Here is a 21717-nt window from a genome sequence, read left to right on the forward strand (position 1 = left end):
GGACAGGGCTTCCATGCTCAATCGTTACCCCCTGTGGAAGTATCTGCTGATACTCATCGTCTTCGTCGTCGGTGTCATCTACGCGTTACCCAATCTTTATCCGCAGGACCCCGCCGTTCAGATCAGCACGACCAATGGCACCCTGGACAGCCAGCAGCTCGAGCGTGTGACCCAAGTTCTCGCCGACGACGGCATCGCGGTCAAGTCGGCCAGCATGACCGGCAACTCGACCGCCCTCATTCGTCTCGACAACGCCGAACAGCAGTTACCCGCGCGCGACGCGATCGACAAGGCGCTCGACGACAACTACACCGTGGCGCTCAACCTGGCCGACTCCACCCCCGAGTGGCTGACCAGCCTGGGCGCGACCCCGATGAAACTCGGCCTCGACCTGCGCGGCGGCGTGCACTTCCTGCTCGAAGTCGACATGCAGGCCGCGGTCAAGCAGCGTCTGGAAGCCACCGCCAGCGCCATCCGCGCCGACCTGCGCGACCAGCACATCCGCTACCGCGGCACCGAGATCGACGGCAACGCCCTGCATCTCGAGTTCGCCAACGTCGAGGATCGCAATGCCGCCCGCGACCAGATCCGGCAGAGTTTCCGCGAGTTCCAGCTCCAGAGCCGCGAAGAGGGCCGCCGCGCCTTCCTCGACATGTCGCTCACCGAGCAGTCGATCAAGGACATTCAGGACTACGCCGTCGAGCAGAACCTGACCACGATCCGCAACCGCGTCAACGAGCTGGGCGTCTCCGAGCCGCTGGTCCAGCGTCAGGGCCCCAACCGTATCGTGGTCGAGCTGCCGGGGGTGCAGGACACCGCCGAGGCCAAGCGTATCGTCGGTGCCACCGCCAACCTGGAGTTCCGCCTCGAGGCGCGCCCGGATGCGCCGGCCTCCGAGACCGAGACCTTCCCGTTCCGCAACAACCCGCAGCGCACCGCGACCCTGTCGCGTGACGTGATCATCACCGGTGACCGCGTCTCCAGCGCCAGCCAGGGCTTCGACCAGAACGGCCGCCCCCAGGTCAACATCAACCTGGACGGCACCGGCGGTTCGCTGATGAACCAGGCCACCCGCACCAACATCGGCCGCAGCATGGCGGTGCTCTATATCGAGCACAAGACCGAGACGCGCACGGTGATGAAGGACGGCAAGCCGGTGGTGGAGCACATCCCCTCCACCGAGCGCAGCATCATCAGCCTGGCGACCATCCAGAGCGCGCTGAGCAACCGCTTCCGCATCACCGGTCTGGACTCCCCGACCGAAGCGCGTGAGCTGGCCCTGCTGCTGCGTTCCGGTTCGCTCGCCGCGCCGATCTACTTCGTGCAGGAGAGCACCATCGGGCCAAGCCTGGGCGCACAGAACATCGAGCGCGGGATCTTCTCGGTGATCGTCGGCGGGCTGCTGGTGGTGGCGTTCATGCTGATCCGCTACAAGGCGTTCGGCGTCATCGCCAACGTCGCCCTGGCGGTCAACCTCACCCTGCTGATCGCGATCATGTCACTGCTCAATGCCACCCTCACGCTGCCCGGCATTGCCGGTATCGTGCTCACCCTGGGGATGGCGGTGGATGCCAACGTCCTGATCTACGAGCGCATACGCGAAGAGCTCAGGCGCAAGACGCCGGCACAGCAGGCGATTCACGCCGGCTACGGGCGCGCCTTCACCTCGATCGTCGACGCCAACCTGACCACGCTGCTGGTGGCGGTGGTGCTGTTTTCCATCGGCACCGGCCCGGTCAAGGGCTTCGCGGTGACGCTGTCGATCGGCATCCTGACCTCGATGTTCACCGGCATCATGGTGTCGCGTGCCCTCGTCAACCTCTCCATCGGCGGCAAGCCGTTGAAGAAACTCTGGATCTAGGAGACGCGAGCCATGCGCCAATTCGATTTCATGGGCAAACGCCGCATCGCCTTCATCGTCTCGATCGTCCTCACGATCGTCTCGGTCGGTGCGCTCGTGCTGCTCAACCTCAACCTGGGTCTGGACTTCACCGGCGGCACCGTGGTCGAGCTGCACTACGCCGCCGCGCCGTCGCTCGACGATGTGCGCGCCCTGCTCGCCAGCCACGGCTTCGAGAACTTCCAGGTGCAGACCTTCGGCGCCGCCAACGAAGTGCTGGTGCGCCTGCAGCAGACCTTCAACAACGATGTCGGCAATCAGGTGGTCGCCGCGCTCGATGCCAACGGCGCTTCGATCGAGCTGGTCCGGGCCGAGTTCGTCGGCGCCCAGGTCGGCGACCAGCTGCGTGACCAGAGCGGTCTGGGCATGCTGGTGGCCATGGCCGGTGTCGCGGTCTACGTCGCCTTCCGCTACCAGTACAAGTTCGCCCTGTGCGCGCTGATCTCGCTGGCCCACGACGTGGTGATCGTGCTGGGGCTGTTCGCGCTGTTCCAGTGGGAGTTCGACCTCACCGTGCTGGCCGGGATCATGGCGGTCATCGGTTACTCGCTGAACGACACCATCATCGTCTACGACCGCATCCGCGAGAACATCCGCCTCTCGCGCAGCGACGACATGGCGCAGATCTTCAACGAAGCGATCAACCAGACCCTGTCACGTACCCTGGCGACTTCGGGCACCACCTTATTGGTGCTGTTCGCGCTGTTCTTCCTCGGCGGTGACATGATCCACAACTTCTCGATCTCGCTGATCCTGGGGATCGTCGCCGGTACCTTCTCCTCGGTCTATGTCGCCGCAGCGCTGCTGCTGGTGTTCAAGCTCGAGCGCCAGGATCTGATCCCGGCGAAGAAGGAGAACGTCGAAGGCGAAGAAGAGCTGCCCTGAGCCGCGCCGAGACCGCTGCTTGACCCAAGGCCTCTCCCCGGAGAGGCCTTTTTCGTGGCTGCCTTCCCGCCCCCGGCAGCCTTATTGCCCCGCGACGCGCCCGGGACCGCGCCAGTGCGCTCGGAACTCGACGCCAGCGCGCCGAGCTGGGGTATGATGAGTCGCCCTCCACGCTTGCCATCAGGGAGATCCATGGCTCCTATCTTTGCCGATTCCAGCGTCGCCCGCTGGCTGCTGGTGCTGGTGATGATCGCCGGCGTCTACTTCTTCATCGACTTCCTGATTCCGGTGCTCGCCGCGCTGATCATCTGCGTCGCCAGCTGGCCGCTCTACCGCTGGCTGCTGGCACACTGCGGCCAGCGCCGCACCCTGGCCGCGAGCATCGCCCTGGTGCTGATCATCCTGTGCCTGGTGATCCCCATCGTGATGGCCTGCACCTACGCCTTCCAGGAGCTCAAGGGCTGGATCGGCTGGCTGCTGGCCGCCAACCAGCACGGCATTCCGGTGCCGTCCTGGGCCGCCCAGTTACCCGGAGTCGGTAGCTGGGTGCGCGAGCAGTGGCAGACCTACCTGGCCGAACCCCATGCGCTGGAGTCCTATCTTCAGTTGGTGGGTGGCGAGCACATCGGCAATATCTCGCGCTGGGTGCTGGCGCTCGGCAGCAATGCAGTGCATCTCGCCCTCACCCTGCTGTTCATGCTGATCACGCTGTTCTTTCTCTACCGCGACGGGGTGGGCATGGCGCGCCAGTTGGATATCGTCGGCGAGCGCATCCTGCCGGCGCGCTGGCAGCGCTTCTCGCGGGTGGTACCGGCGACCATCAGCTCCACCGTGGTCGGCATGGGCCTGATCGCCCTCGGTGAGGGATTGGTGCTGGGCACCGCCTACTGGATCGCCGGGGTGCAGTCACCGGTGGTCCTCGGCGTAATCACCGCCTTCATGGCGCTGGTCCCCGGCGGCGCCCCGCTCACCTTCACCCTGGTGTCGCTCTATCTGATCGCCACCGGGCATCTGCCCAACGGCATCGGGCTGTTCCTGTGGGGTGCGATCGAGCTGTTCATCGTCGACAAGACGCTGCGCCCACGGCTGGTCGGCGGGCCGATCAAGCTGCCCTTCCTGCCCACCTTCTTCGGGCTGGTCGGCGGGGTGAAGACCATGGGGCTGGTAGGGCTGTTCGTGGGGCCGGTGCTGATGGCCCTGCTGGTCGCCAGCTGGCGCGAGTGGCTGCACGACGACGAGGCCCCGGACGCCCCCAGCGAGGCGGAGCGCTGGGGCTACGGCAATCCACGGCTGATCGCCCGCTATACCGGTCAGCGGCCGGACTGATCGCGCCCCAGGGCGATGGCGTAGCGCTTCAGCTTGCGCACCACGCTGGGCTGGCTGATACCCAGGCGCTCGGCCAGCGCATAGGTGGAGCCGTGGGTCTCGGCGAGCTGGGCCAGGATACGCCGCTCGTGGGCCGCCAGCGCCGCTTTCAACCCCTCGCCCTCGGCCAGTAGCGCGGCGTCCGCCGGGTCCGTCGGATGCCGCGACGGCGGTGCCCCGGGGCTGTCCGGCTCGCTACCCGCCGGGCCACCGATCACACTGCTCTCCGCCGCCAGCCAGGCGCGCTCCAGCCAGTTCTCCAGCTCGCGTACGTTGCCCGGCCACTCGGCGCTCATCAGCTCGGCCCAGGCCCGCGGGTGGAGCATCTTGTCATCGCCGTAGCGGCGGTTGAGCCGCTCCAGCTGGCGCTCCGCCAGCCCGCGAATCTCTTCGCGGCGCTCGCGCAGCGGCGGCAGCGTCACCGGGATGACGTTGAGCCGATAGTAGAGATCGAGCCGGAAGGCGCCCTCCTCCACCTGCCGCGCCAGGTCGCGATTGGTCGCCACCACCAGACGGAAGTCGACCCGCCGCGAGCGGGTATCGCCAAGCCGGGTGAGCGAGCCATCCTGGATCACCTTGAGCAGCTTGGACTGCATGGTCAGCGGCAGCTCGCCGATCTCGTCGAGGAACAGGGTGCCATTGTGCGCCTGCTCCAGCAGCCCCGCCTTCCCCTGCCGCGCCGCGCCGCTGAAGGCGCCGGGCTGGTAGCCGAACATCTCCGACTCGAACAGCGACTCGGGGATCGCCGCGCAGTTGACGTCGACGAAGGCGCCATCGCGGCGGCGGCTCCAGCGGTGCAGCTGACGCGCAAAGGCGGTCTTGCCCACCCCCGACTCCCCCAGCATCAGCACCGTGGCGTCGGTCGGCGCGCTGCGCTTGAGCAGTTGGGTGATCTCACGCATCACGCGGCTCTTGACCACCAGCTCGCCGGCCTCGCCCGGAAGCTCTCCCGGCGCCTCGTGATGGCGCTTGAGATGCTCGGTGAAGCGCTGCTGCAGCAGCGCGTACTCGTCCTGCAGCAGGCGCAGATCGGTGAGATCCCGCGAGCGGCTGATCACCCGCACCAGGCGCCCGCCGACATACACCGGATGCGCCTCGGCGATCACCTGGCGGCCGGTGCCGGTGCGCTGCATCAGCTGCGCCGGCTGGCCGCTGCGGATCACTTCCAGCGACACCGAGGGCGAGAGCACGCCGCTGGCCTGCAGCGCCTGCACGGTGGTCGTGCACAGCGTCTCCCGCGGCATGCCGTAGACCGTCGCGGCGCCGGGGCTGACATCGAGGATGCGTCCCTCGGCATCGACCACGAACAGATGGTCCTGGGCGGTCTCGACCATCGCCTTCAGGGTGGCGAAGTCCGCTTGGGCCTCAGTCATCGGCGTCTCCGATTCGCTTTTGCATCATTGATACTTATTTGGATCAAATGCCGCAAGCCATCGATACAAAAACGCATCATGCCTCGCTAGCGATCGCCCAAAATCAATCAGTTACGGTTGGCACGCTTTATGCGTGGTGATCAGTGACCCTTAGACAATCACAATCCAGGAGACGGTATGTCCCACCAGCCCGAGGATCGCACCCCGCTCAACCAGCCGCTGGGCGGTAACGAGATGCCCCGCTTCGGCGGCCCGGCGACCATGATGCGCCTGCCGACCCAGCACAGCGCCGCCGGGCTCGATGCCTGCTTCGTCGGTATCCCGCTGGATATCGGCACCTCCAACCGCCCCGGCACCCGCTTCGGACCGCGCCAGATCCGTGACGAGTCGCGCATGCTGCGGCCGTTCAACATGGCGACCCGCGCCGCGCCCTTCGAGAGCCTGCAGGTGGCGGATATCGGCGACGTCCCGATCAACACCTTCGATCTCAAGAAGAGCGTCGGCATCATCGAGCGCTTCTACCACGAGATGCTCGGCCACGACGTCATCCCGCTGACCCTGGGCGGCGATCACACCATCGCCCTGCCGATCCTGCGCGCCATGGCCGCCAAGCACGGGCCGGTGGGGCTGATCCATGTCGATGCCCATGCCGACATCAACGACCAGATGTTCGGCGAGCAGATCGCCCACGGCACCCCCTTCCGCCGCGCCGTGGAAGAGGGGCTGCTGGATACGAACCGAGTGGCGCAGATCGGCCTGCGCGGCACCGGCTACGCCGCCGACGAGTTCGATTGGGGCCGCGACCAGGGCTTCAGGGTGGTGCCGGCGGAGGCGTGCTGGCACCAGAGCCTGACACCGCTGATGGCGGAGATTCGCGAAAAGGTCGGCGGTGGGCCGGTCTATCTGAGCTTCGACATCGACAGCCTCGACCCCGCCTACGCCCCGGGCACCGGCACGGTCGAGATCGGCGGGCTGACCATTCCCCAGGCGCTGGAGATCATCCGCGGCTGCCACGGCCTGGATCTGGTCGGCTGCGACTTGGTCGAGGTCTCGCCGCCCTACGATGCCCACGGCCAGACCGCGGTAGTCGCCGCCAATCTGCTGTTCGAGATGCTCTGTGTGCTGCCCGGCGTGAAGCGCCGCTGACGCCGCGCCGACCGTTCACGTCTGGATTCACAACAACAATCGCCGCCGGCACGGCGGCAGGATGACACCTCATGATGCTGGATCTTCTCGTCGTCGCGCTCTACGCGGCGGGCATGCTGCTTCTCGGCTGCTGGGGCATGAAACGCGCCCGCAGCAGCGACGACTATCTGGTGGCGGGCCGGCGCCTGGGTCCGGGGCTCTATCTGGGCACGCTCTCGGCGGTGGTGCTCGGCGGTGCCTCCACCGTGGGTACGGTCAAGCTGGGCTACGTCTACGGTCTCTCCGGGCTGTGGCTGTGCGGCGCCCTGGGCCTGGGGCTGATCGTGCTCAGCCTGGTGCTGGCCAAGCCGCTGGCCAAGCTCAAGCTCTACACCATCACCCAACTGCTGGAGCGCCGCTACACGCCGGCGGCCAAGACCGTCAGCTCAGCGGTGATGCTCGCCTACGATCTGATGATCGCGGTCACCTCGACCATCGCCATCGGCACCCTGGTGACGGTGCTGTTCGCGCTACCCTCCTGGGTCGGGGTGGTGATCGGCGGCACCATCGTGGTGGTCTACTCCACCCTCGGCGGCATGTGGTCGCTGACACTCACCGACATCGTCCAGTTCGTGATCATGACCGTGGGCATGCTCGGCCTGATGCTGCCGCTGACGGTGCACTATGCCGGCGGCTGGGACACGCTGGTCGCCAGCGCCGCGCCGGGGCACTTCTCGCTCACCGGGATCGGCTGGTCGACCATCGTCACCTACTTCGTCATCTACTTCCTGGGCATTCTGATCGGCCAGGACATCTGGCAGCGGGTGTTCACCGCGCGCTCGACCCGGGTGGCCCGTTTCGCCGGCACCGCCGCGGGGATCTACTGCCTGATCTATGGCGCCATCGGGGCGCTGGTAGGGGTGGCCGCCAGCGTGCTGCTGCCCGATCTCGCCGATGCCAACAACGCCTTCGCCGCGGTCGCCCAACTGGCGCTGCCGGACGGCCTGCGCGGGCTGATCATCGCCGCCGCCATGGCCGCGATGATGTCCACCGCCAGCGCCGGCATGCTGGCCGCCTCGACCCTGATGACCCGCGATCTGCTGCCGGCGCTGCGCAGCGGCCGGCAGAGCGAGCGGGTCTCGAGCTACCGCCTGTGGACGCTGCTGATGGGGCTGGTCACCATCGTCATCGCGCTAATGGTGGATGACGTGATCGGCGCCCTGACCATCGCCTACAACCTGCTGGTCGGCGGCATGCTGGTACCGATCCTGGGCGCGCTCTACTGGCGCCGTGCCTCCAACGGCGGCGCCATCGCGGCGATGGCCGCCGGCTCGCTGGGGGTGGTGGCGTTCATGCTCAAGGATGGCCTGCTGGCCAACTCGCCGATCTACGCCGGCCTGGTGGCGAGCCTGGTGAGCTTCGTCGTGGTCAGCCTGCTGCGTCCGGATCACAGCCGCCCCGTGGCCACCGAGGCACAGCCGGAGCCGCACGCATGAGCGTGGCACGCTGGCTGGTGCGGGCGCTGGAAGCGCTCGGCATCGATACCGTCTTCGGCATTCCGGGTGTCCACACCATCGAGCTCTATCGCGGGCTCGAGGGCAGCCGGCTGCGCCATGTCACCCCGCGCCACGAGCAGGGGGCGGGCTTCATGGCCGACGGCTACGCCCGCGCCAGCGGGCGCCCGGCGGCCTGCTTCATCATCACCGGCCCGGGGATGACCAATATCGCCACGGCGATGGGTCAGGCGCTCGCCGACAGCGTGCCCATGCTGGTGATCTCCAGCGTCAACCGGCGCGCCGAGCTGGGCATGGGCGAAGGCCGGCTGCACGAGCTGCCGTCGCAGCAGCAGACCCTGAGCGGGGTCAGCCTGCTCAGCCATACCCTGCTCGACCCAGCCAACCTGCCACGGGTGCTGGCGCGGGCCTGGACGCTGCTGCACACCGCGCGGCCGGGGCCGGTGCACATCGAGATACCACGCGACCTGCTCGACGCCCCGCTGGACGCCGAACTGCCAGTGCCGGGGCGCTGCCACCCGCCGCAGGCCGCGACGGCGGCACTCGACCAGGCAGCGGCGTGGCTCGACGCCGCCCGGCGCCCGCTGCTGCTGCTGGGCGGCGGGGCGATCGCCGACCCGGCGGCGGCACGCGAGCTGGCCGAACGCCTGGATGCGCCCACCCTGACCACCATCAACGCCCGCGGCGTGCTGGGGCGCGCGCACCCGCTCGATCTCGGCGCCAATGCCACCTGGCCCGAGGTGCGCGCGCTGGTGGCGGAGGCCGACGTGGTACTGGCGATCGGCACCGAGCTGGGCGAAACCGACTACGACGTCACCTTCGATGGCGGCTTCAGGCTCCCCGAGCGCTTGATCCGCATCGATATCGACCCGCGCCAGCTATGCGGCAACCATCTGCCGGCGCTGGGTATCGTGGCCGAGGCCGGGGCGGCGATGCGCGCGCTGCTGCCGCGGCTGGCATCGGGTTCGCACGACGCGGCCGCGCGCGTGGCTGAGCTCAAGGCGTCACTGGCGCTGGCCACCCGGGCTGATTTCGCCCCCTTCGTACCGCTGTTCGACGCCCTGGACCGCCACCGCCGCGATGCCGTGCTGGTCGGTGACTCCACCGCACCGGTCTACGCCGGCAACCACCTGGCCCAGCGCGACGCGCCGCGCGGCTGGTTCAACGCCTCCACCGGCTACGGCACGCTCGGCTACGGCCTGCCGGCGGCCATCGGCGCGGCGCTGGCCTGCCCCCAGCGCCCGGTGGTGGCACTGGTCGGCGACGGCGGCGTGATGTTCAGCCTGGCCGAACTGGCCACCGCGGTGGAGCTGGCGCTGCCGCTCACCCTGCTGCTGTGGCACAACGCCGGCTATGCGGAGATCCGCCAGGCCATGACCCATGCCGGTATCGCGCCACTCGGGGTCGACCCGGCGGCGCCGGTGTTCCAGCCGCTGGCTAAGGCCTTCGGCTGCGAATCCGAGCGCGTGTCGAGCCCCGCGGCACTGGCAGAGGCCCTGGCCGCACCCTGCACGGGACCACGGCTGATCGAGATCGATGCCACGGAATGGGAGGCGGCCTGCGGCTGAGGCCGCGCTGGCCCGGACATACGAGCAAGACAGGTAAGCCACACAGGCAAGCCCCAACGACACGAAGACAAAGACAAAGACAAAGACAAAGACAACGACCGAGGATCTCAACATGGCTTTCTTCGACCGCCTGCTCGGGCAGGACACCCTCGACGAGCATCAGCACAAGAGTCTCGGCGCCTTTGGCACCATCGCCCTGTGGCTGGGTGCCAACGTCGTCGTCACCACCATTCTCACCGGCATGCTGCTGGTGCCGGATCTCCCCTTCACCACCGCCATGGGCAGCGTGCTGGTGGGCTCGCTGATCGGCGCCGTGCCGCTGTTGCTGGTGGGGCTGATGGGCCAGCGCACCGGGCTGCCGTCGATGGCGCTCACCCGGCGCGCCTATGGGCCGCTGGGTAGCCGGCTGATCTCGCTGGTCAACATGGGCGTGCTGATCGCCTGGAGCTGGATCCAGGCGCTGCTCGCCGGGATGAGTCTGGACTACGCAATCCAGGCGACCACCGGCTACTCCAACCTGGCGCTGATGACCATCCTGTGCGAAAGCGTGGTGGTACTGATCGTGCTGCGCGGCCATCTGGGCATCGAGCGGGTCGAACGCTGGGCGGCGGTGGCCATGGTCGGGCTGGCGGCGGTGGTGCTTTACCAACTCAACCGCCACTACGACGTCGGCGCGCTGCTGACGATGCCGGTCGAGGCGCGCAACGGCATCACCCTCGGCATCGCCTTCGATATCGTGATCGCCACCGCCTTCTCTTGGATCTCCTCCTCGGCGGACTACAACCGCAACTGCAAGAGCGGCGCCATTGCGGTGTGGGGCACCTATGTCGGCTACGTGCTGGCGGCGCTGCTGGCGATGGGGCTGGGTGCCGCGGTATCCGGCCTCTCGGTGCTCAACGGCATGACCCAGACCTACGATCCGACGCGGCTGCTCTCCGGCTTCGGCTTCGGGCTGCCCGCGGCGCTGGTGATCTTCTTCTCGGTGATGACCACCAACGTCATGGCGGTCTACAGCGCCACACTCTCGTGCATGAATGTCGCCCCCGGCATGGCGTTCTGGAAGCCGGCGCTGGTGATCGGCGTGGTGACGGTGTTCGGCGCTCTGATTCCGGGCATTCTGGATCAGTTCCAGAACTTCCTGCTGCTGATCGGCGCGCTGTTCATCCCCGCCTTCTCGGTGATGATCGTCGACTACTACCTGGTCGGGCGCGACGGCTACGGCCGCGAGTTGCTGACCGCCAAACGCCAGCTGGGGCGGCCCACCGCGGCGGTGGCGATCGGCGCCTATCTGATCGGCGCCGCCCTCGCCGCCTACTGGTCGCTGGTCTCGCCGCTGGCATTCGGCGCCTCGCTACCGGTGTTCGTGATCACCGGCACGCTCTACTGGCTGGGCGCGCTGCTGCTGACCCGGCCGCGCTCGCAGGCCGCCGTCGAGGAGTCCGCGCCATGAGCGGTTTTTCCCTGCCCCGCGGCGATGCCGCGAGCTGGTATCGGCTGCAGCCCCTCGCCGATGCCATCACGCTGATCGACGAGCCCGGCATCAAACCGTTCTACCGCTGCAACATCTGGCACGTGCGCGGTCGCGACCGCGATCTGGTGGTCGACTTCGGCCTGGGCGCGGTGCCGCTGCGCGAGCGGGTCGCCCTGCTCAGCGAGCGCGATATCGTCGCCGTGGCCAGCCACACCCATTTCGACCATATCGGCAGCGCCCACGAGTTCGACTGCTGCCACGTACACGCCGCCGAGGCCGATATCCTCGCCGACCCGGACAACGCGCGCACGCTGGCCGCGCGCTTTCTCGACGACGCCATGTTCGACACCCTGCCACCGCTGCCCTATGCCCACAGCGGCTACCGCATCCCGGCGCCGCCGGCGCTCCGGACCCTCGAGGATGGCGACATGATCGATCTCGGCGACCGCCGCTTCGAGGTGATCCACACCCCCGGCCACTCGCCCGGGGGGATCGCGCTGTGGGAGGCGGCCAGCGCGACCCTGATCGCCGGCGACATCCTCTACGACGGCGAGCTGATCGAGGACGCCTACCACAGCGATCTCGACGACTACGCCGCCAGCCTGCGACGGCTGCGTGCACTGCCGGTACGCAGTGTCCACGGCGGCCACTTCCCCAGCTTCTCGGGGCAGCGCTGCCACGCCCTGATCGATGCCTGGCTACGCGACCACGACCGTTGAGGACGACCATGCAACGACTCGACCATCAGTTCATCGACAGCCGCTGGGTTGCCTCACGGGGCGAACGGCGCCTGCCGGTCATCGACCCTTATCGCCAGACACGGCTCGCCGAGATCACCGCCGGGGATGCCGACGACGTCGACGCGGCGGTGGCCGCGGCACGCCGCGCGCTGCCCGCCTGGCAGGCTCTCGGGGGTGAACGCCGCGCCGGCTATCTGGAGGCCTTCGCCGACGCCCTCGAGCGACGTCGCGAGACGCTGATGCGCCTGTCCGCCACCAACAACGGCAAGGCGCTGGCGGAGACCGATATCGACATGGACGACGCCATCGCCTGCTATCGCTACTACGCCGATCAGGCCCGCGCCCTGGAAAGCCGCCAGGGCCGAAGCGTCGCGCACGCCCTGGACGGGATCGAGGCGCGCATCTACGAAGACCCCGCCGGCGTGGTGGGCCTGATCACCCCCTGGAACTTCCCCCTGGTGACCAGCGCCTGGAAGATCGCGCCGGCGCTCGCCGCCGGCTGCACGCTGGTGTTCAAGCCCTCCGAAGTCGTGCCGCTGCCGGAGCTGGCACTGGCCGAGATCGCCGTCGAAATCGGCCTGCCCGCCGGGGTGTTCAATCTGCTGCTCGGCGATGGCGCGGGCATCGGCGCACCTCTGAGCGCGCACCCCGGGGTCGACAAGCTCTCCTTCACCGGCAGCAACGCGGTAGGCGAAGCGGTGATGCGCGCCGCCGCCACCGGCAGCCGCGGGGTCTCGCTAGAGCTCGGCGGCAAGTCACCGATCCTGGTGCTCGACGACGCCGATATCGACAGCGCCGCCGACTGGGTGATGGCGGGGATCTTCTTCAACAGCGGCCAGATCTGCTCCGCGACCTCGCGCCTGCTGGTGCATCACAGCCTGGCCGAGGCGCTCTACGCCGCCCTCGCCCGGCGCATCGACGCCATCCGCCTGGGCGACCCACTGGCCGAGGACACCGACATGGGGCCGATGACCAGTGCCCGCCAGCGCGACGCCGTCGAGGGCTATCTCGCCATCGCCAAAGCGGAAGGGCTCGACGCGGTGCGTGACGCACGCCATCGCGAGCTGCCGACCCAGGGCGAGTTCGTCGCCCCGACCTTGTATCGCGATGTGCCGCTGACCAGCCGGCTGTGGCGCGAGGAGATCTTCGGCCCGGTGCTGTGCGCACGCAGCGTGGCCGACGACGCCGAAGCGATCGCCCTGGCCAACGCCTGCGAGTTCGGCCTTGCCGCCACGGTGATCAGTGGCGACGCCGAGCGCGCCCGGCGGGTCGGCCGGGCGCTGCGCGCCGGCAGCGTGTGGTTCAACAGCGAGCAGCTGGTACTGCCCGAGGCCGGCTGGGGCGGCTTCGGGCGCAGCGGCATCGGCCGCGAGCTGGGGCCATGGGGGCTGGCCGGCTATCTGGAAATCAAGCATCTGATCGGCCCGGCGTGAGCGTCGGCCAAAGGGCATGCGACCTTTCTCTTACAGCCGCGGCGGCGGCGCTGTGTCATAACGTAAACGCTCGTTTGAGGACCACTCGTCGCCCCGCTGCCGGGGCCGGCCTGCACTCCCACGCGCCATGACAACAGCTCACAAGGGATCGACACCATGCCAATGCCGCGCTCTCGGCAACTGGCGCTGGGGGTGATCGTCGGGGCCAGCGCCCTGCCGCTCCCGGCGCTGGCCGTCTCCAGCTTCCATGACACCTTCGACGATACCGTCTTCTTCGGCGACAGCCTGAGCGACAGCGGCTACTACCGTGGCGCCATCGGCAGCGCGCTCTCGCTGACGCCGAGCCAGCAGGCGTTCATCGGCCGCTTCACCACCAACCCCGGACCGGTATGGGCCGAGCGGGTCGCCGGCCACTACGCCAGCAACGCCCAGCCCAGCAATGTCGGCGGCAACGACTACGCCGTCGGCGGCGCCCGGGTGACCACACCCGCCGCGACCCCGTTCGGCGCCGCACCCGCCCTCAGCGAGCAGGTCGCGACCTATCTCGCCAGCACCAGCGGTGTGGCCGATGGCGATGCGCTCTACGCCGTCTGGGGCGGCGCCAACGATCTGTTCGCGGTGGCCGGCGGCGCCGACGCCCAGAGCACCATCACCACGGCGGTCACCGGCACCGCGGGCATTCTCGCCACACTGGAAGGTGCCGGCGCGCGCCATGTGCTGCTGTTCAACATCCCCGACTTCGGCCTGACGCCGCGCTTCAACGGTGACCCCGTCACCAGCGCGACCGCCACCGCGCTGGCGAGCCAGTACAACAGCGCGCTCTACGCCGCGGTGGCTGCCAGCGGCGCCGAGGTGATCCCGGTGGATACCTTCGGTCTGCTGCAGGAGGTGGTCGCCGACCCCAGCGCCTACGGCTTCACCAATGTCACCGACCGCGCCTGTACCCAGACGCTGCCGCTGTGTACGCCCAATACCCTGGTCGCTCCCGGCGCCGACGAAAGCTATGTGTTCGCCGACGACGTTCACCCCACCACCGCCACCCATCGGATCATCGGCGAGTACGTGATCTCGCTGCTAGAAGCCCCGCAGCAGCAGCAGTTGCTGACCCATTCGGCGGTACTCAGCGGGCGCTCGCGGGCCAACCGGGTCGCCGAGCATCTTAATGCGGTGCCGCTGGCCAACGGCCTGCGCTGGTGGGGCGATCTACGCGCCGAGCATCAGCAGCTCGACTCCGGCGATCTGTATGACGCCAGCATGCCGGCAGGGCTGTTCGGGGTGGACTGGTATCAAGACGGGCTGGTACTCGGCGGGTTCGTCGGCTACGGCGATCAAGATGCCGACTTCGGCGACGGCCGCGGCAACTTCCAGCGCAAGGACACCACCCTCGGTCTCTTCTCCGGCTGGTATGCCGAAAGCGCCTGGGTCAACGCCCAGTTGAGCTACAGCTGGCTCGACTACGACATCGATCGCGAAGTGCAGCTGGGCAGCGCGACCCGCCACCACCGCGGCTCGCCGGACGGCAGCAATCTGAGTGCCGCGCTCAACGCCGGCTACGAGTTCAGCGCCTTCGCGATTCCCGAGGGCGACGTGCGCACCGGGCCGATCGCCGGGGTGACCTGGCAGCGGGTCAAGCTCGATGGCTATGACGAAGAGGGCCAGGCGTCGACCTCGCTGAGCTATCCCGATCAGGACATCGACTCGCTGGTGGGCCGGGTCGGCTGGCAGATCCGCCGCCACGGGCCGACGCTCAACCCCTACCTGCAGCTCACCTACAACCACGAGTTCGAAAAGAGCGAAGGGGTCGCGGCGACGCTGCAGAGCCTGCCGCAGCTGGGCGAGTATCACGTGCCCAAGCTCACCTTCGATCGTGACTATGTCGAGGTCAACCTCGGTGCGCGTGCCACGCTCTGGGGCGTCGATACCCAGGTCGGTGCCAGCGTCGATCCCGACAATGCGCGCACCAGCACGCTGTTCGTGAATCTGGGCAAGCGTATCTGAGCGCCGGGGCGCCCTCTCAGGCGCCCCGTTCCCGCACAGCGCAGGCCGCCCTTCAGCAGCCCAAGCCATAAACACGAGCTATAAACAAAGACACCCCGCCGGCGAAACCGGCGGGGTGTCTCTATGTCAGCAGCGCCTGATGCGCTGCGGGCGTGACGCCCGAGGCGTCAGACGCTCGCTTTCAACTGCTGGGCCAGGGCCTTGTAGAGGCGTGGGCCGGCAGCCATCAGGGTGCCGCCCACTTCCACGCTGGGCGAACCGTCGATGGCACCAGAGAGCGCACCGGCTTCCTTGAGCAGCAGCGAGCCGACCCAGTGATCCTGCTCCTCGAGACCCAGCACGAAGGCCGCATCGGTACGTCCGGCGGCGAACTCGAGCAGGTCGAGCAGCGCACAGCCACTGCCGATCAGCGTATCGATCTGCGGCCCGAGACGCTCGACTACGGTCAGATACTGCGGCAGCCAGCGCGAGCGGTACTCTTCACTGGGCCAGGAGAGCGCGAGACGCGCCCCGGGCACGCCGACCGTCTTGGAGACGCGCAGGCGCTTGCCGTTGCCCTGGGCACCGCGACCGCGACTGATCAGGAACTCGTCATCGCTGAACGGCGCAACGATCACCGCATGCTCGGGGCGACCCTTGACCAGACAGACCATCGAGATCGCGAACTGGCGGCTGCCCACGCCGAGATTGGACTCGCCGTGAAAGGGCTCGATGTGCCATACGGTGTCGCGCTCCTCGCCCTTGCCTTCGCGGTAAGGGGTGAAGCGTCCGGACACGCCGTGTTTGGGGTAACCGCGGGAGAGCTGATGCACGATCAGCGTTTCGGCATTACGCGCGGTGTCTTGCAGCAGACCGGAGGTGGCCTGCTCATCGTGGCTGACTTCGAGACGGTCGCGGATGCGAACGAACTGTTCAGCGGCGCTACGTGCGGCACGCAGCGCGAATTGAACCATCGGATGCATGGATCTGGCCTTGGTATCTATCGAAAACGGTATCGAGAGCGGGATCGAAAGCTGTTAAAGAGCGCGGCAGAGTCTAACAGAGCACGGGCATGATAGACTACGCGTTTTCCCGTTTTGCGCCCGATGGCCGACGCGCTCATGCTCGCCAGCCCTGGGCTCGGTCTCCCGCTACTCGACACCCCCAGGCTCGACAGACCCATGTCCGACACACCCATGTTCGACACACCAACGTTCGATACCTCCAGCATGCTCGACCGTATTCGTATCGTTTTGATCGGCACCAGCCACCCCGGCAATATCGGCGGGGCCGCCCGCGCCATGCGCAATATGGGGCTCGACGACCTGGCGCTGGTGGCGCCGCGCTGCGACCCCCAGGATCGCGAGGCCTACTCCCGCGCCTCCGGCGCCAACGCGCTGGTGGAAGGCGCCCGCGTCCATGACCAGCTCGAGGAGGCGGTCGCCGACTGCACCCTGGTGGTGGGCGCCAGCGCGCGTTCACGCCACCTACCCTGGCCGCTGATCGGCCCGCGCGCCCTGGCGGAGAGCCTGCCCGCAGCGCTGGCACCGCGCCAGAGCCGGGTCGCCCTGGTGTTCGGGCGCGAGGATACCGGGCTCACCAATGCCGAACTGCAGCGTTGCCATCGCCACGTGCACATCCCCACCAACCCTGACTTCAGCTCGCTCAACCTCGCCGCGGCGGTGCAGGTACTGGCCTACGAGTGCCGCCAGGCGTGGCTCAGCGCCAGCGAACCGGCCCCGGACGCGGATGACGAAAGCGCCCAGCCGTTCGGCGTGGCCTGGGACAACCCGCCGGCCAGCCACGCCGACATGGAGCGTTTCTTCGCCCATCTGGAGCGCACCCTGACCACGCTGGAATTCCACGACCCGGAGAACCCGCGCCAGCTCATGGCCCGTCTGCGCCGGCTGTTCCTGCGCGCGCATCTCGACAGCATGGAGATGAACATCCTGCGCGGCATCCTCGGCACCATGGACAAGCGCCTGCGCGAGATCGCGCCATCTCCAAATCGCGACAGCGAATGAGCACGCCGGCGGCCTCACCACGACGGCTGCCGGGGCGATGCGGCGCCGCGGGGAATGGTTGACCGTTCTACTCGGGTTTTCCATAATGCCGGCATCTTTGCAGCGACCGCCGACTCCGCCAATGCGTTTGACCACCAAGGGCCGCTACGCCGTCACCGCCATGCTCGATCTGGCGCTCAACGCCGATCAGGGACCGGTATGCCTGGCCGATATCTCCAAGCGCCAGGGCATTTCGCTCTCCTATCTCGAGCAGCTGTTCGCACGCCTGCGCCGGGCGCAGCTGGTGACCAGCGTGCGCGGTCCGGGCGGCGGCTATCGGCTGGCGCGCGCCTCCGAGGCGATCTCGGTCGCCGGGGTGATCGACGCTGTCAACGAGTCGGTGGACGCCACCCGCTGCCACGGCCAGGCCGACTGCCAGCAGGGCAGCAAGTGCATCACCCACCATCTATGGTGCGATCTCTCCGACGAGATCCAGCGCTTTCTCAGCGACATCACGCTGCAGGAGCTGGTGCGCCGAGAGGAGGTGCGGGTGATCGCCGAACGCCAGCGGCAGACGCCGGCCTCGCGCCAGGACGATCCGGCAACGATCACGGTATCGTCGCACTGAGCGGCTAAGCTTCGAGGTCACGCGTCACGACTCAGCTTCAAGACCAAGCTTCAAGACCATGCTTTAGGTCTAAGCTGCTAGAACAGGCTTCACGACCAAGCTTTACGGACAAACTTCACGACTGAGCGCCAGAGACGCCTTTATCTGGCTACGCCTTGATCTAGAGGCGCCTTTATATTGAGTACGGGGAGCGCCTCAGCTCTCCGACCGAACGTAGAGATTCGCCGTGCCATGAGCGCTCCTATCTATCTCGACTATGCCGCCACCACCCCTGCCGACCCCCGCGTGGTCGAGCAGATGATGCGTCATCTGACGCTCGACGGCGTCTATGCCAACCCCGCTTCGCGCAGCCATATGCCGGGCTGGCTGGCGGAGCAGGCGGTGGAACAGGCCCGCCGTCAGGTCGCCGACCTGATCGGCGCCGACCCGCGCGAGATCGTCTGGACCTCCGGCGCCACCGAGGCCGACAACCTGGCTCTGACCGGCCTGATGCGCGCCAACCGCGCCCGCGGCCGCCATCTGATCACCTCGACCATCGAGCACAAGGCGGTGGTCGACACGGCCAAGGCGCTGGAGACCGAGGGTTTCGAGGTCACCTGGCTGACCCCGACCCGCGAGGGCCTGATCTCCCCGCAGGCGCTGCGCGAGGCGATGCGCGATGACACCGTGCTGGTGTCACTGATGGCGGTCAACAACGAGCTCGGCAGCGTCAACGATATCGCCGCCCTGGCCGAAGTCGCCCATGCCCACGGCGCCTTCTTCCACAGCGATGCGGCCCAGGCCGCGGGGCGCCTGGCGCTCGACGTCACCGCCATGGGGGTCGATCTGATGTCGCTGTCGGCGCACAAGGCCTACGGCCCCAAGGGGATCGGCGCGCTCTACGTGCGCCGCGACCCAAATCTGCGCGTGGAGGCACTGATCCACGGCGGTGGGCATGAGCGCGGCATGCGCTCCGGCACCCTGCCCACCCACCAGATCGTGGGCATGGGCAGCGCCTTTGCGCTGGCGCTCGACGAGCGCGAGCAGGACGACGCCCGCCTGCGCGAGCTGCGCCAGCGCTTTCTCGACGGGCTCGCGCCCTGTGCGGGCATCCACAATCATTCGCCGACGGCGCACAGCGTGCCCAATATCGTCAATCTCGCCTTCGACGGGGTCGACGGCGAGTCGCTGCTGATGGCGCTGCGCGGGCTTGCGGTCTCCACCGGCTCGGCCTGCAACTCAGCCAGCGTCGATCCCTCCTATGTACTCAAGGGGATCGGCGTGCCCCACGCCCAGGCGCTGGCATCGATCCGCTTCAGTTTCGGCCGCTTCACCCGCGCCGACGACATAGACAACGCCGTGGCGGAGATCCGCCGCGCGCTAGACGGCCTGCGCCAACCGGCCAGTGCCGCCATGCATCAACGCGAGGCGAGCCATTGACTCGCCACGAGCAGGGAGAGACAGCCATGCAAAGCATCAGCATCAGTGAAGCCGCCGCCAACCAGATCCGCCACGTGCTCGCCGAGCGCGGCAGCGGCCTGGGGCTGCGGGTGGCGGTCAAGCCGAGCGGCTGCTCCGGCTACAGTTACGTCCTCGATATCGCCGACGAAGCGCGCGACGACGAGATCGCCTTCGAGGAGCGCGGGGTCAAGGTGCTGGTCGACCGCGAGGCGCTGGCGATCCTCGACGGCACCGAGGTCGACTACGTCAACGAAGGACTCAACCGCTTCTTCCGCTTCAACAACCCCAATGTCACCGACGAGTGTGGTTGCGGCGAAAGCTTCAGCGTGTAAAAGAGAGCTTCAGCGTGTGAACGGAAGCTTCAGCGTTTGAACGGATGCTTCAGTGTCTGACAGCAGCGAGCAGCCGGGGTGCGTCCCCCGGATGCTTAGGCTACAATGGCGCGATTTTTCGGCCCCTTCTCCCAGAGTCCAGCGTGTCGAGGTAGAAAGCGCCTGGCCGAAACCGTTTTTGACGACGCGCCACTTCGGTGGCGCGTCGTTTCATCTATCCCAACCGGATACCCGGCCGCCACCGCGGCCGGTTCCACCTTTCTCTACTGATCAGGAGACCGAACACATGGCTACCGAGCGCACGCTGTCCATCATCAAGCCCGATGCCGTTGCCAAGAACGCGATCGGCGACATCTACAGCCGTTTCGAGAAAGCCGGCCTGCGCATCGTCGCAGCCAAGATGCTGCACCTCTCCCAGGCGCAGGCGGAAGGCTTCTACGCCGAGCACAAAGAGCGCGGTTTCTTTGCCGACCTGGTCGCGTTCATGACTTCCGGTCCGGTCATGGTCCAGGTCCTCGAAGGTGAAGGCGCCGTGGCCAAGAACCGCGAGCTGATGGGTGCCACCAACCCGAAAGAAGCCGAGCCGGGCACCATCCGCGCCGACTTCGCCACCTCCATCGACGCCAACGCGGTACACGGCTCCGACGCCGCCGAATCCGCCGCGCGCGAAATCAGCTACTTCTTCGAAGAGAGCGAAATCTGCCCGCGCGGCTGATTCGCCAGACGACCGGCCGCTGCGGCCGGTCGTCGCCCGCGTCCCCCGGACACCCCGCCATTCTCGAGCCGGTCCCGTTGCCATGAGCGCTGCCACTGACACCCCGCGTACCAATCTTCTGGGTCTCTCCCGCGAACAGATGGAAGCCTTCTTCGTCTCGCTGGGCGAGAAGAAGTTTCGCGCCGCCCAGGTCATGAAATGGATCCACCAGGAAGGCTGCGACGATTTCGAGTCGATGACCAATCTGTCGAAGCCGCTGCGTGCACGCCTGGCCGAACACGCCGAGATCCGCGGCCCGGGTGTGGTCTACGAAGGCACCTCCAGCGATGGTACCCGCAAGTGGGTGCTCGAGGTCGAGGACGGCAGCTACGTCGAGACCGTGCTGATCCCCGCCGACAACGGCACGCGCCGCACGCTGTGCGTCTCGTCCCAGGTGGGCTGCTCGCTCGACTGCAGCTTCTGTTCCACCGGTAAGCAGGGTTTCCAGCGCAACCTCACCAGCGCCGAGATCATTGGCCAGGTGTGGGTCGCCCAGCAGCGTGCCGGCGGGCGCATGAGCGCCGCCGACGGTCGCCGCGCGATCACCAACGTGGTGATGATGGGCATGGGCGAACCGCTGCTCAACTACGACAACGTAGTGCCGTCGATGAAGCTGATGCTCGACGACAACGCCTACGGTCTGTCCAAGCGCCGGGTCACGCTCTCCACCTCTGGCGTGGTACCGATGATCGACAAGCTCGGCGACGAACTCGACGTGAGCCTGGCGATCTCGCTGCACGCAGCCAACGACGAGCTGCGCAACGAGCTGGTGCCGCTCAACCGCAAGTACAACATTCGCAAGCTGCTCGACGCCTGCAAGCGTTACCTCGACAAGTGCGGCGACACCCGCCACATCACCATCGAGTACACCTTGATCAAGGACGTCAACGACCAGCAGGCGCACGCCGAACAGCTGGCCAAGCTGCTCGACGAGCTGCCGTGCAAGATCAACCTGATTCCGTTCAATCCGTTCCCGCACTCGGGCTACGAGACCCCGTCGCGCAATCAGGTCATGCGCTTCCAGCGCTGGCTCTACGACCTGGGCTATACCGCGCCGGTACGCTCGACCCGTGGTGACGACATCGACGCCGCCTGCGGCCAGCTGGTCGGCCGGGTCAAGGATCGGACCAAGCGCCACGAACGCTACATTCAGTCGATCCAGCTCGACGCCGACTGAATCGGTTCCGCTGCGCCCCCATCCGGTGCCGA

The 21717-nt window shown here is 67.6% G+C and carries 18 protein-coding genes; 16 read left to right on the forward strand and 2 right to left on the reverse strand.

Features of this window, described 5'->3' with window-relative positions; all coding sequences use genetic code 11:
• The first annotated feature begins 13 nt into the window (after nucleotides 1-13).
• From secD to J0A90_RS05300, 3 genes are all read left to right on the forward strand, one after another.
• Nucleotides 14-1861, forward strand: a complete 1848-nt coding sequence (gene secD / locus J0A90_RS05290; protein WP_207032005.1) for a protein translocase subunit SecD — start codon at nucleotides 14-16, stop codon at nucleotides 1859-1861.
• A 12-nt stretch (nucleotides 1862-1873) separates the two neighbouring features.
• A complete protein-coding gene (secF, locus tag J0A90_RS05295; protein WP_207032008.1) occupies nucleotides 1874-2785 on the forward strand; it encodes a protein translocase subunit SecF in 912 nt (303 codons plus the stop codon).
• Nucleotides 2786-2977: 192 nt separating this feature from the next.
• The gene (locus tag J0A90_RS05300) at nucleotides 2978-4111 is read left to right on the forward strand and encodes an AI-2E family transporter (RefSeq protein ID WP_051896376.1); all 1134 of its coding nucleotides are present in this window, start codon (nucleotides 2978-2980) and stop codon (nucleotides 4109-4111) included.
• On the opposite strand, the gene J0A90_RS05305 is transcribed toward J0A90_RS05300, so the two are convergent.
• Nucleotides 4096-5523: a sigma-54-dependent Fis family transcriptional regulator gene (locus J0A90_RS05305; protein ID WP_207032017.1), complete on the reverse strand. Its 1428-nt coding sequence runs from the start codon at nucleotides 5521-5523 to the stop codon at nucleotides 4096-4098. The genes J0A90_RS05300 and J0A90_RS05305 overlap by 16 nt on opposite strands.
• 177 nt (nucleotides 5524-5700) lie before the next feature.
• Here J0A90_RS05305 and speB point away from each other — a divergent pair, with 177 nt between their 5' ends.
• From speB to J0A90_RS05340, 7 genes are all read left to right on the forward strand, one after another.
• On the forward strand, nucleotides 5701-6669 hold the full coding sequence (gene speB / locus J0A90_RS05310; RefSeq protein WP_207032019.1) for an agmatinase: 969 nt from the start codon (nucleotides 5701-5703) through the stop codon (nucleotides 6667-6669).
• Between the two features lie 71 nt (nucleotides 6670-6740).
• On the forward strand, nucleotides 6741-8144 hold the full coding sequence (locus J0A90_RS05315; protein ID WP_207032021.1) for a sodium:solute symporter: 1404 nt from the start codon (nucleotides 6741-6743) through the stop codon (nucleotides 8142-8144).
• The gene (locus J0A90_RS05320) at nucleotides 8141-9730 is read left to right on the forward strand and encodes a 5-guanidino-2-oxopentanoate decarboxylase (protein WP_207032022.1); all 1590 of its coding nucleotides are present in this window, start codon (nucleotides 8141-8143) and stop codon (nucleotides 9728-9730) included. The genes J0A90_RS05315 and J0A90_RS05320 overlap by 4 nt, the downstream gene beginning before the upstream one ends.
• Nucleotides 9731-9842: 112 nt before the next feature.
• Nucleotides 9843-11180 (forward strand): cytosine permease, encoded by a 1338-nt coding sequence (locus tag J0A90_RS05325; protein WP_207032025.1) that lies wholly within the window; start codon nucleotides 9843-9845, stop codon nucleotides 11178-11180.
• The gene (locus tag J0A90_RS05330; RefSeq protein WP_207032027.1) at nucleotides 11177-11920 is read left to right on the forward strand and encodes an MBL fold metallo-hydrolase; all 744 of its coding nucleotides are present in this window, start codon (nucleotides 11177-11179) and stop codon (nucleotides 11918-11920) included. The genes J0A90_RS05325 and J0A90_RS05330 overlap by 4 nt, the downstream gene beginning before the upstream one ends.
• Nucleotides 11921-11928: 8 nt before the next feature.
• Nucleotides 11929-13374, forward strand: coding sequence for an aldehyde dehydrogenase family protein (locus J0A90_RS05335; RefSeq protein ID WP_207032029.1), 1446 nt, complete (start codon nucleotides 11929-11931; stop codon nucleotides 13372-13374).
• 156 nt (nucleotides 13375-13530) lie between these two features.
• The gene (locus J0A90_RS05340) at nucleotides 13531-15372 is read left to right on the forward strand and encodes an autotransporter domain-containing protein (RefSeq protein WP_207032040.1); all 1842 of its coding nucleotides are present in this window, start codon (nucleotides 13531-13533) and stop codon (nucleotides 15370-15372) included.
• A gap of 167 nt (nucleotides 15373-15539) precedes the next feature.
• On the opposite strand, the gene J0A90_RS05345 is transcribed toward J0A90_RS05340, so the two are convergent.
• A complete protein-coding gene (locus J0A90_RS05345; RefSeq protein ID WP_035469855.1) occupies nucleotides 15540-16334 on the reverse strand; it encodes an inositol monophosphatase family protein in 795 nt (264 codons plus the stop codon).
• A gap of 246 nt (nucleotides 16335-16580) precedes the next feature.
• On the opposite strand from J0A90_RS05345, the gene J0A90_RS05350 reads away from it, so the two are divergent.
• The 6 genes from J0A90_RS05350 (at nucleotide 16581) to rlmN (ending at nucleotide 21685) form a co-directional block, all read left to right on the forward strand.
• Nucleotides 16581-17375, forward strand: a complete 795-nt coding sequence (locus J0A90_RS05350; protein WP_207033619.1) for an RNA methyltransferase — start codon at nucleotides 16581-16583, stop codon at nucleotides 17373-17375.
• A gap of 121 nt (nucleotides 17376-17496) precedes the next feature.
• On the forward strand, nucleotides 17497-17982 hold the full coding sequence (iscR, locus tag J0A90_RS05355; RefSeq protein WP_051895539.1) for a Fe-S cluster assembly transcriptional regulator IscR: 486 nt from the start codon (nucleotides 17497-17499) through the stop codon (nucleotides 17980-17982).
• A gap of 231 nt (nucleotides 17983-18213) precedes the next feature.
• Complete coding sequence (locus J0A90_RS05360) at nucleotides 18214-19401, forward strand: aminotransferase class V-fold PLP-dependent enzyme (RefSeq protein WP_207032042.1); 1188 nt, start codon at nucleotides 18214-18216, stop codon at nucleotides 19399-19401.
• A 26-nt stretch (nucleotides 19402-19427) separates the two neighbouring features.
• The gene (locus J0A90_RS05365) at nucleotides 19428-19754 is read left to right on the forward strand and encodes an iron-sulfur cluster assembly accessory protein (protein WP_035469853.1); all 327 of its coding nucleotides are present in this window, start codon (nucleotides 19428-19430) and stop codon (nucleotides 19752-19754) included.
• A 286-nt stretch (nucleotides 19755-20040) separates the two neighbouring features.
• Nucleotides 20041-20469, forward strand: coding sequence for a nucleoside-diphosphate kinase (gene ndk, locus J0A90_RS05370; protein WP_035469851.1), 429 nt, complete (start codon nucleotides 20041-20043; stop codon nucleotides 20467-20469).
• Between the two features lie 82 nt (nucleotides 20470-20551).
• On the forward strand, nucleotides 20552-21685 hold the full coding sequence (rlmN, locus tag J0A90_RS05375; RefSeq protein ID WP_035469849.1) for a 23S rRNA (adenine(2503)-C(2))-methyltransferase RlmN: 1134 nt from the start codon (nucleotides 20552-20554) through the stop codon (nucleotides 21683-21685).
• The last annotated feature ends 32 nt before the right edge of the window (nucleotides 21686-21717 follow it).

The organism is Salinicola sp. DM10, from assembly GCF_017306975.2.
In the GTDB taxonomy this organism is placed as follows: domain Bacteria; phylum Pseudomonadota; class Gammaproteobacteria; order Pseudomonadales; family Halomonadaceae; genus Salinicola.